The sequence below is a fragment of the Streptomyces sp. NPDC059398 genome (genome assembly GCF_042751845.1).
In the GTDB taxonomy this organism is placed as follows: domain Bacteria; phylum Actinomycetota; class Actinomycetes; order Streptomycetales; family Streptomycetaceae; genus Streptomyces.
The window spans coordinates 1-11,001 of sequence record NZ_JBHYWP010000113.1 but is presented as its reverse complement, the minus strand read 5'-3'; the positions used below and the strand labels follow the sequence as shown (position 1 = coordinate 11,001).

Sequence of the window (11,001 nt, the reverse complement as noted above, 5' to 3'; positions counted from 1 at the left end):
GGGTGGGGTCTCGCGGGGGGGGGGGGGGGCCCCGCGGGGTGAGTTGTGTTGGGGGGGGTTGTGGGGGGGGGGTGTAAACCCAACCGTCGGGGCGCGCTGGTGGGGGGGGTCCCGGCCCCCCCCTCCCGGGCGGGGCCCACGGCTCTACCCCCCGCGGGGCCCCCCCGGGGCCCCCGGGGGCCCCCCCGGGCGATCCCCGAGACCGTGCACTGCTACAGCGGAGCAGGTCCCCCCATCACTTCGTGGCCGCTCACAGCGCATACCCGGCGCGGGCGGTAGGACAGGGAGAATCGACAAGGTGGCAGCACCGAACAAGGGCCGAAGGCAGACGGGAGCCCAGGGCAAGCCCGGGCGGTCCCTGGCCCTGATCCTGATCGCCATGGTTGCGCTCGTCGGCGGGATGTTCTGGTCGAAGCAGGTCACGCCGCGTCTCGGCATCGACCTCGCGGGCGGTACGAGCATCACGCTCCAGGCGAAGCCCCAGCCGGGCAAGCCCAACGCGATCAACCAGAAGAACATGAACACCGCGGTCAGCATCATCGAGCGCCGTGTCAACGGACTCGGCGTCTCCGAGGCCGAGGTCCAGACGCAGGGCAAGGACCACATCGTCGTCAACATCCCCAAGGGGACGAACGAGAAGCAGGCGAGGCAGCAGGTCGGCACCACCGCCCAGCTGTACTTCCGCCCTGTGGTCACGGTCGCCGCCGGGAAGCCGACGCCCGCGGGCAAGCCCTCCACCACGCCCTCCCCGAGCGCCTCGTCGAAGGCCAAGGACAAGTCGTCCTCGTCCTCGAAGAACACCGCTTCGCCCTCCTCATCCACCCAGGGCCGTGCGGTCACCGACGCGCTGAAGTCCGGGCCCACGCCCGACCCGTCGTCGTCCAAGTCCACGTCCGACGCCACCCCGTCGCCCGCCGACACCGCGGCCGCCGCCAAGCTCCAGAAGAAGTTCGCGGCGCTGGACTGCTCCACCAAGGCCGGACGTGCCAAGGCCGGCGGCGACAACGTCAAGCCCAGCGACCCGACCGTGGCGTGCAGCGACACCGGTGACGCGAAGTACATCCTCGACGCAGCGGCCGTCGACGGCACCGACGTCTCCGGTGCCAAGGCGGTCATCGACCAGCAGCAGGGCCAGTGGATCGTCCAGATGGACTTCACCGGCAAGGGCTCGAAGAAGTTCCAGGCGATCACCAGCAAGCTCTCGAAGCAGCAGCAGCCGCAGAACCAGTTCGCCATCGCGCTCGACGGCTCCGTGGTCTCCGCGCCCAGCGTGAGCCAGACGCTCAGCGGCAGCGCCCAGATCTCCGGCAGCTTCACCCAGCAGTCGGCCGAGGACCTGGCCAACGTGCTCTCCTACGGTGCGCTCCCGCTCTCCTTCAAGGAGGAGACCGTCACCACGGTGACCGCGGCGCTCGGTGGCGAGCAGCTCCAGGCCGGCCTGATCGCCGGTGCGATCGGCCTCGCGCTGGTCATCGTCTACCTGGTGGCCTACTACCGCGGCCTCTCGTTCATCGCGATCCTCAGCCTCCTGGTCTCCGCGATCCTCACGTACACACTGATGGCGCTGCTCGGCAAGGGCATCGGCTTCGCACTCAACCTGCCCGCGGTGTGTGGTGCGATCGTTGCGATCGGTATCACCGCGGACTCGTTCATCGTCTACTTCGAACGCATCCGTGACGAGATCCGCGAAGGCCGTACCCTGCGGCCCGCCGTCGAGCGCGCCTGGCCGCGCGCCCGCCGCACCATCCTGGTGTCGGACTTCGTGTCGTTCCTCGCCGCGGCCGTGCTGTACATCGTGACCGTCGGCAAGGTGCAGGGCTTCGCGTTCACGCTGGGTCTGACCACGCTGCTCGACATCGCGGTGGTCTTCCTCTTCACCAAGCCGGTCATGACCCTGCTGGCCCGGAGGAAGTTCTTCTACAGCGGCCACCCGTGGTCCGGCCTCGACCCGAAGCGGCTCGGCGCCAAACCCCCGCTCCGCCGCTCCCGCGGTGGTTCCACCGCCGCCTCCTCCGCTCCCACCGACCCGAAGGAGGCGTGACATGTCGCGACTCGGCAGCATGGGCGCCCGGCTGTACCGCGGCGAGGTCGGCTACGACTTCGTGGCCAAGCGCAGGATCTGGTACGGCATCTCCATCCTCATCACCATCACGGCCATCGTCGGCCTGGCGGTACGGGGTCTGAACCTGGGCATCGAGTTCCAGGGCGGCGCGGTCTTCACCACCACCCAGAGCACCAGCGTCTCCGTGGAGCACGCCCAGGACTCGGCGGAGAAGCTCTCCGGACATGACGCGACCGTCCAGAAGCTGGGCAACGGCGGTATCCGGATCCAGGTCTCCGGGATCGGCACCGGCACGGCCGACAAGATCCACGACTCGCTCGCCAAGGAACTGAACCTCCCGGTCGACAAGATCGCCGCCGATGTGGTCGGCCCCAGCTGGGGCGAGACGATCGCCAACAAGGCCTGGGAGGGCCTGGCGATCTTCATGGTGCTCGTCGTGGTCTATCTGGCCATCGCCTTCGAGTGGCGGATGGCCCTCGCCGCCCTGGTCGCCCTGATCCACGACCTCACCATCACGGTCGGGATCTACGCGCTCGTCGGCTTCGAGGTCACCCAGGGCACCGTGATCGGACTGCTGACCATCCTCGGTTACTCCCTCTACGACACCGTCGTCGTCTTCGACGGTCTCAAGGAGGCATCGAAGGACATCAGGAAGCAGACCCGCTTCACCTACAGCGAGATCGCCAACCGCAGCCTCAACGGCACCCTGGTGCGTTCCATCAACACCACGGTCGTCGCCCTGCTCCCGGTGGCGGGCCTGCTCTTCATCGGCGGCGGCTTCCTCGGCGCCGGCATGCTGAACGACATCTCGCTCGCCCTGTTCGTCGGTCTCGCGGCCGGTGCGTACTCCTCGATCTTCATCGCCACCCCGCTCGTCGCCGACCTCAAGGAACGCGACCCGGCGATGAAGGCCCTCAAGAAGCGCGTGCTCGCCAAGCGGGCCGCCGCAGCCAAGGCCGACCCGGCCGGCCGGGACGGCGACGGCGCGGAGCCGCAGGACGACGTCCCCGGCACCCCGGCCCCGGCCGGCGCCGTGGCCGGCAGCCGGCGCCCGCCCGCCCCGCGGGGCCGCGGCCGCACCCAGGGGAAGCGACGATGACCAGCACGGAGAGTCTCCAGGACCTGCTGCTCAGCAGGATCAGGGATGTGCCGGACTATCCGCAGCCGGGAGTGGTGTTCAAGGACATCACCCCGCTCCTCGCGGATCCGGTGGCCTTCACGGCGCTGACCGGCGCCCTCGCGGAGCTCTGTCTGCGCCACGGCGCCACGAAGATCGTCGGCCTTGAGGCACGCGGCTTCATCCTGGCCGCACCGGTCGCGGTCCGCGCCGGAATCGGCTTCATCCCGGTCCGAAAGGCCGGGAAGCTGCCGGGCGCGACGCTCTCCCAGACGTACGAGCTGGAGTACGGCAGCGCCGAGATCGAGGTGCATGCCGAGGACCTCAGCGCCGACGACCGCGTCATGGTCATCGACGACGTGCTCGCCACCGGCGGCACAGCCGAGGCCTCGCTCGGCCTGATCCGGCGGGCCGGCGCACAGGTCGTCGGGGTGTCCGTACTGATGGAGCTGGGCTTCCTCGACGGGCGTGCCCGGCTGGAGCCGGCCCTCCACGGAGCCCCGCTGGATGCCCTGATCACGGTCTGATCAGTACGCCGTACCCCTGAGGCGGGCCCCCGGAATGCCGGGCGGTCCGCCTCTCGCGTACGGTGCCCGCACCGGCCCGGGGCGAGCCGATCGCCGGGGATCGTTACCATGGGCTTCCGGACCGAACACCGGGACCCGGACTCTCCCCCAGGCTCCGTCCGGGGGACCCCCAGAGGAGCGCCCTTGCCAGACGAGGACCGGCCCGCAGCCGCCGCACAGCCCGAGAAGCAGGACCAGAAGGCCGCGGCGGCCCCAGCGACGCCCGAGAAGCCACCGGCCGGGCAGCCGAAGCCCTCGGCCCCCGTGGTGCGCCCCGGCGGCGCGGCTCCCCTCTCGACGCCCAAGCCCGCCACCCAGGCCCCGGCGCCTGGGCAGGCCGCGCAGGGCGCCACCGCCCGCCCGGCACCGCAGAGCCCCACACCGCAGAGCCCCGCAGCACGCTCCGGTGGCTCGTCCAACCGGGTCAGGGCCAGGCTCGCCCGGCTGGGCGTACAGCGCTCGTCGCCGTACAACCCGGTGCTCGAACCGCTGCTGCGGGCCGTACGCGGCAACGACCCCAAGATCGAGTCCGCGACCCTGCGGCAGATCGAGCGTGCCTACCAGGTGGCCGAGCGCTGGCACCGCGGGCAGAAGCGCAAGAGCGGCGACCCGTACATCACCCACCCGCTCGCCGTCACCACGATCCTCGCCGAGCTGGGCATGGACCCGGCGACCCTGATGGCGGGGCTGCTGCACGACACCGTCGAGGACACCGAGTACGGCCTGGACACCCTGCGCCGCGACTTCGGCGACCAGGTCGCCCTCCTCGTCGACGGCGTCACCAAGCTCGACAAGGTCAAGTTCGGTGAGGCCGCGCAGGCCGAGACCGTACGCAAGATGGTCGTCGCCATGGCCAAGGACCCGCGGGTCCTGGTCATCAAGCTCGCCGACCGGCTGCACAACATGCGCACCATGCGGTACCTCAAGCGGGAGAAGCAGGAGAAGAAGGCCCGCGAGACGCTGGAGATCTACGCTCCGCTCGCCCACCGCCTGGGCATGAACACCATCAAGTGGGAGCTGGAGGACCTCGCCTTCGCGATCCTCTACCCCAAGATGTACGACGAGATCGTGCGGCTGGTCGCCGAGCGGGCGCCCAAGCGCGACGAGTACCTCGCCATAGTGACCGACGAGGTCCAGGCCGATCTGCGCGCCGCCCGCATCAAGGCCACCGTCACCGGGCGGCCCAAGCACTACTACAGCGTCTACCAGAAGATGATCGTGCGGGGCCGCGACTTCGCCGAGATCTACGACCTGGTGGGCATCCGTATCCTCGTCGACACCGTCCGCGACTGCTACGCGGCGCTCGGCACCGTCCATGCCCGGTGGAACCCGGTCCCGGGGCGGTTCAAGGACTACATCGCGATGCCCAAGTTCAACATGTACCAGTCGCTGCACACCACGGTGATCGGTCCCAGCGGCAAGCCCGTCGAGCTCCAGATCCGCACCTTCGACATGCACCGCCGCGCCGAGTACGGCATCGCCGCGCACTGGAAGTACAAGCAGGAGGCCGTTGCGGGCGCGTCCAAGGTACGCACCGACGCCCCGAAGAGCTCCGGCAAAGGTTCCCGCCAGGACACCGTCAACGACATGGCCTGGCTGCGCCAGCTGCTCGACTGGCAGAAGGAGACCGAGGACCCCAGCGAGTTCCTGGAGTCGCTGCGCTTCGACCTGTCGCGCAACGAGGTCTTCGTGTTCACGCCGAAGGGCGATGTCATCGCGCTGCCCGCCGGGGCGACCCCGGTGGACTTCGCGTACGCCGTCCACACGGAGGTCGGCCACCGGACGATAGGGGCCCGGGTCAACGGGCGGCTCGTCCCGCTCGAATCGACCCTGGACAACGGTGACCTGGTCGAGGTCTTCACCTCCAAGGCCGCCGGCGCCGGACCCTCCAGGGACTGGCTCGGCTTCGTCAAGTCGCCCCGGGCGCGCAACAAGATCCGCGCCTGGTTCTCCAAGGAGCGCAGGGACGAGGCGATCGAGCAGGGCAAGGACTCCATCGCGCGGGCCATGCGCAAGCAGAACCTGCCGATCCAGCGCATCCTCACCGGCGACTCGCTCGTCACGCTGGCACACGAGATGCGTTACCCGGACATCTCCTCGCTGTACGCGGCGATCGGCGAGGGCCATGTCGCGGCGCAGGGCGTCGTACAGAAGCTGGTGCAGGCGCTCGGCGGCGAAGAGGCGGCCAACGAGGACATCGCCGAGAGCACACCGCCGTCGCACGGCCGCAGCAAGCGGCGCGCCAACGCGGACCCCGGGGTGGTCGTCAAGGGCGTCGACGACGTCTGGGTGAAGCTCGCCCGGTGCTGCACGCCCGTCCCCGGCGACCCCATCATCGGGTTCGTGACCCGGGGGAGCGGGGTCTCCGTGCACCGTGCCGACTGCGTCAATGTCGACTCGCTCTCACAGCAGCCCGAACGGATCCTCGACGTCGAGTGGGCCCCGACCCAGTCCTCGGTCTTCCTGGTCGCCATCCAGGTCGAGGCGCTGGACCGCTCCCGGCTGCTCTCGGACGTCACCCGCGTCCTCTCCGACCAGCACGTGAACATCCTGTCGGCGGCGGTCCAGACCTCCCGCGACCGGGTGGCCACCTCACGCTTCACCTTCGAGATGGGCGACCCGAAGCACCTCGGACACGTCCTGAAGGCGGTACGGGGTGTGGAGGGCGTCTACGACGTCTACCGGGTGACATCGGCCCGCAGGCCCTGACAGCCCGCACACCCTGACCACTCGCAGGCCCTGACAAACCGCAGCCCGGAGTCGGCCCGGGACAGCAGACGGACACGGGGTACGGCGAAGGGCCCTCCGCCCGATGCGGAGGGCCCTTCGCTCATGACCAGGTTCGGGTGCTGCTCAGCCCCCGAACTCCTCCAGGCCCTTCATCGCCTGGTCGAGCAGCGCCTGCCGGCCCTCCAGCTCACGCGCGAGCTTGTCGGCCTTGGCGTTGTTGCCCGCCGCACGCGCGGTGTCGATCTGCTTGCGCAGCTTGTCGACCGCGTCCTGCAGCTGACCCGTCAGACCCGCGGCGCGCGCCCGCGCCTCCGGGTTGGTGCGCCGCCACTCGGTCTCCTCGGCCTCCTGGAGCGCGCGCTCCACCGTGTGCATCCGGCCCTCGACCTTCGGCCGGGCGTCACGCGGTACGTGGCCGACGGCCTCCCAGCGCTCGTTCAGCGCCCGGAAAGCGGCCCTCGCCGACTTGAGGTCCCGCACCGGGAGCAGCTTCTCGGCCTCGGCCGCGAGCTCCTCCTTCAGCTTGAGGTTCTCGGACTGCTCGGCGTCCCGCTCGGCGAAGACCTCGCTGCGGGCCGCGAAGAAGACGTCCTGGGCGCCGCGGAAGCGGTTCCACAGATCGTCCTCGGCCTCGCGCTGAGCGCGGCCCGCGGCCTTCCACTCGGTCATCAGATCGCGGTAACGGGCCGCGGTGGCACCCCAGTCGGTCGAGCCGGAGAGCGACTCCGCCTCGGTGACCAGCTTCTCCTTGGCCTTGCGGGCGTCCTCGCGCTGGGCGTCCAGCGAGGCGAAGTGCGCCTTGCGCCGCTTGGAGAACGCCGACCTGGCGTGCGAGAAGCGGTGCCACAGCTCGTCGTCGGACTTGCGGTCGAGCCGGGGAAGGCCCTTCCAGGTGTCCACCAGCGCCCGCAGCCGCTCACCCGCGGACCGCCACTGGTCGCTCTGCGCCAGCTCCTCGGCCTCCGCGACCAGGGCTTCCTTGGCGTGCTTCGCCTCGTCGGTCTGCCTGGCCTTCTGGACCTTGCGCTCCTCGCGGCGCGCCTCGACGGTCGAGACCAGCCCGTCCAGCCGCACCCGCAGGGCGGCGAGGTCGCCGACGGCATGGTGCTCATCGACCTGCCCGCGCAGGTGGTCGATGGCGGTCTGGGCGTCCTTGGCCGACAGGTCGGTGGTCTTCACCCGGCGTTCGAGGAGGCCGATCTCGACGACCAGGCCCTCGTACTTGCGCTCGAAGTAGGCCAGGGCCTCCTCGGGAGAGCCTGCCTGCCAAGAGCCGACGACCTTCTCGCCGTCGGCCGTCCGCACGTATACGGTGCCGGTCTCGTCGACACGGCCCCACGGGTCGCTGCTCACAGCGCCTCCATCCACATGATGCCTGCGGAGACTTGTGGGCCCCCGGACATCGTCCACAGTTTCTTCGGCAGGGCTGCCTGCCGCCCCGCACCCCGCCAACATAGGCGAACGGCGGGGCGGCTGTCCGCATCCGGCCCGTCCCAATATCCCTGCATCCCCACGGGAACGGCCCGCGGCCGGGCTCAGTCCTTGGTGACGGTGGCCTTCGAGATGGTGACGGCCTTCTTGGGCGCACCGTCCTGGCTCCCGCCGGCCACTCCGGCCGCTGCCACCGTCTTCACCGTCTTCAGCCCGGCCGCGTCCATCGTCCCGAACGGGGTGTAGCTCGGGGGCAGTTTGCTGTCCTTGTAGACGAGGAAGAACTGGCTGCCGCCGGTGTGCTGCTGGCCGGTGTTGGCCATCGCCACCGTGCCGGCCGGGTAGGTCACGCTACCGTCGCTGCCCGCCTTGCCGAGCGCGGTGAGGTTCTCGTCCGGGATGGTGTAGCCGGGCCCGCCCGTACCGTTGCCCTTGGGGTCGCCGCACTGGAGCACGTAGATCCCGCTGGTGGTGAGGCGATGGCACTTGGTCTTGTCGAAGAAGCCCTTGTCGGCGAGGGACTTGAAGGAGTTCACCGTGTGCGGGGTCTTCGCGGCGTCCATGACCAGGGAGACGGCGCCCTGGTTCGTCTTGAGCGCGAAGGTGTACTTGGCCTTCTTGTCGATCTTCATCGCGGGCTCGGGGGGCCCGGAGCTGCTCGCCGATGGCGACGGGTCCGCCGCCTTGGCCGGGGTCGCCTTGCCGTCGTCGCCCTTGAAGGCTCCGGCGCCCCAGGCGATACCGCCCGCCACGACCACCACGGCGAGCGCCGAGGCGATCACCGCGTTGCGGCGGCGTGCGTTGCGCCGGGCCGTGATGCGGCGCTCCTGCTGCCGCTCGAACTTTTCCCTGGCGAGCTGCCGCCGCCGCTGATCGCTGCTGACCACCGGTGTTCTCCCTCGTCCGTATGCACGCGTGAGGTGCGCGCGTGTCGTCTGCCTGTCCGGCCCAGGCCGTACCGTATATGGGTTCGCTGTGGGATGAGGGGCGCCGGTAGGCTCTGATCTGCCGCATTGATCTGCTGCATTCTTCCGCTGGACCGACATTTAAGGACGATCGTGCTCATTGCCGGGTTCCCCGCCGGGGCCTGGGGGACCAACTGTTATCTGGTCGCCCCCGCCGCCGGTGAGGAGTGCGTGATCATCGACCCGGGCCACCAGGCGGCCCAGGGAGTCGAGGACGCCCTCAGGAAGCATCGGCTCAAGCCCGTGGCGGTCGTCCTCACCCATGGCCACATCGACCATGTGGCGTCGGTCGTCCCGGTGTGCGGGGCGCACGACGTCCCGGCGTGGATCCACCCCGCGGACCGCTTCATGATGAGCGACCCGGAGAAGGGCATCGGGCGCTCCATCGGGATGCCGCTGATGGGCGAACTGACCGTGGGCGAGCCGGACGACGTCAAGGAGCTGGCCGACGGCAGCGAACTGACCCTGGCCGGGCTGGAGTTCGCCGTCTCGCACGCACCCGGCCATACCAAGGGGTCGGTGACGTTCAGGATGCCCGAGGCGGCGGACATTCCGCAGATCCTCTTCTCGGGCGACCTGCTCTTCGCCGGCTCCATCGGCCGCACCGACATGCCCGGCGGCGACCACGCCGAGATCCTTGAGTCGCTGGCCCGTGTGTGCCTGCCGCTCGACGACTCCACCGTGGTCCTGCCCGGTCACAACGAGCAGACGACCATCGGCCGTGAGCGCGCCACCAACCCGTATCTGCGGGGCCTGGCCGCTCCCCGACGAGGAATGTGACGACTTTTTCCGTGAGTACTTTCCAGGCCCCCAAGGGCACGTACGACCTGCTGCCGCCCTCCTCCGCGACGTTCCTCGCGGTGCGCGCGGCACTCGCCGCCCCGCTGCGCGACTCCGGCTACGAGTACATCGAGACGCCCGGCTTCGAGAACGTCGAGCTCTTCTCGCGCGGGGTCGGCGAATCCACCGACATCGTCTCCAAGGAGATGTACGTCTTCGAGACGCGCGGCGGCGACCGGCTCGCGCTGCGCCCCGAGGGCACCGCGTCGGTTCTGCGTGCCGCCCTGGAGGCCAACCTCCACAAGGCGGGAAACCTGCCGGTCAAGCTCTGGTACTCCGGCTCGTACTACCGCTACGAGCGCCCGCAGAAGGGCCGCTACCGCCACTTCTCGCAGGTGGGCGCCGAGGCGATCGGTACCGAGGACCCCGCGCTCGACGCAGAGATGATCATCCTCGCCGATCAGGCCTACCGTGCGCTGGGCCTCCGGCAGTTCCGCATCCTGCTCAACTCGCTCGGGGACCGGGAGTGCCGTCCGCTCTACCGCGACGCGCTCCAGACCTTCCTGCGCGGTCTCGACCTGGACGAGGACACCCGGCGGCGGGCCGAGATCAACCCGCTGCGGGTACTCGACGACAAGCGGGCCGACGTACAGAAGCAGCTGACCGGTGCGCCGATGCTGCGGGACTACCTGTGCGAGGCGTGCAAGGCGTACCACGAGGAGGTCCGCACCCTGCTGACCGCCGCGGGCGTCGCGTACGAGGACGATGTGAAGCTGGTCCGCGGGCTCGACTACTACACCCGCACCACCTTCGAGTTCGTCCACGACGGACTCGGCTCGCAGTCCGCCGTGGGCGGCGGCGGCCGTTACGACGGTCTCTCCGAGATGATCGGCGGTCCCGCGCTGCCGTCGGTGGGCTGGGCGCTCGGCGTGGACCGTACGGTGCTGGCGCTGGAGGCGGAGGGCGTCGAGCTCGAACTGCCCGCCACCACCAGCGTGTTCGCGGTGCCGCTCGGCGAGGAGGCCCGGCGGGTGCTGTTCGGGGTGGTCACCGAGTTGCGCAGGGCGGGTGTCGCCACCGACTTCGCGTTCGGCGGGCGCGGCCTCAAGGGCGCGATGAAGAGCGCCAACCGCAGCGGGGCCCGTTTCACGGTGGTCGCGGGGGAGCGGGATCTCGCCGAAGGCGTCGTCCAGCTCAAGGACATGGAGTCCGGCGAGCAGAGCGCGGTGCCGCTCGACGACCTCGTCGCCGAGGTCCGTACCCGGCTGGGCTGATCCCGGTCCGCTGATCCCGGCCCCCCCGCCGAGGCGGGCCCATCGCCGGTCCCGGCCCGCGGCCCGGACGGAGACC

At 70.1% G+C, this 11,001-nt stretch carries 8 protein-coding genes; 6 read left to right on the top strand and 2 right to left on the bottom strand.

Annotation, left to right across the window (positions count from 1 at the left end; all coding sequences use genetic code 11):
• Positions 1–298: 298 nt before the first annotated feature.
• The 4 genes from secD (at position 299) to ACFXBC_RS30105 (ending at position 6,454) form a co-directional block, all read left to right on the top strand.
• Positions 299–2,041 (top strand): protein translocase subunit SecD, encoded by a 1,743-nt coding sequence (secD, locus tag ACFXBC_RS30120; RefSeq protein ID WP_385031447.1) that lies wholly within the window; start codon positions 299–301, stop codon positions 2,039–2,041.
• 1 nt (position 2,042) lies between these two features.
• Complete coding sequence (gene secF, locus ACFXBC_RS30115) at positions 2,043–3,161, top strand: protein translocase subunit SecF (RefSeq protein ID WP_385031444.1); 1,119 nt, start codon at positions 2,043–2,045, stop codon at positions 3,159–3,161.
• On the top strand, positions 3,158–3,706 hold the full coding sequence (locus tag ACFXBC_RS30110) for an adenine phosphoribosyltransferase (protein WP_385031441.1): 549 nt from the start codon (positions 3,158–3,160) through the stop codon (positions 3,704–3,706). Before secF ends, ACFXBC_RS30110 begins: the two co-directional genes overlap by 4 nt.
• Before the next feature lie 183 nt (positions 3,707–3,889).
• Entirely contained in the window at positions 3,890–6,454 is a 2,565-nt protein-coding gene (locus tag ACFXBC_RS30105) for a RelA/SpoT family protein (RefSeq protein WP_385031438.1), read from the top strand.
• Positions 6,455–6,598: 144 nt separating this feature from the next.
• Here ACFXBC_RS30105 and ACFXBC_RS30100 read toward each other — a convergent pair whose 3' ends face one another.
• Together ACFXBC_RS30100 and ACFXBC_RS30095 are read right to left on the bottom strand one after the other, a co-directional pair.
• A complete protein-coding gene (locus tag ACFXBC_RS30100) occupies positions 6,599–7,828 on the bottom strand; it encodes a DUF349 domain-containing protein (protein WP_385031435.1) in 1,230 nt (409 codons plus the stop codon).
• A 182-nt stretch (positions 7,829–8,010) separates the two neighbouring features.
• A complete protein-coding gene (locus ACFXBC_RS30095) occupies positions 8,011–8,793 on the bottom strand; it encodes a peptidylprolyl isomerase (protein ID WP_385031432.1) in 783 nt (260 codons plus the stop codon).
• A 171-nt stretch (positions 8,794–8,964) separates the two neighbouring features.
• Here ACFXBC_RS30095 and ACFXBC_RS30090 point away from each other — a divergent pair, with 171 nt between their 5' ends.
• Both ACFXBC_RS30090 and hisS read left to right on the top strand, forming a co-directional pair.
• Positions 8,965–9,651, top strand: a complete 687-nt coding sequence (locus ACFXBC_RS30090; RefSeq protein WP_266858932.1) for an MBL fold metallo-hydrolase — start codon at positions 8,965–8,967, stop codon at positions 9,649–9,651.
• An 11-nt stretch (positions 9,652–9,662) separates the two neighbouring features.
• Positions 9,663–10,925 (top strand): histidine--tRNA ligase, encoded by a 1,263-nt coding sequence (gene hisS, locus ACFXBC_RS30085; RefSeq protein ID WP_385031428.1) that lies wholly within the window; start codon positions 9,663–9,665, stop codon positions 10,923–10,925.
• Positions 10,926–11,001: the final 76 nt, after the last annotated feature.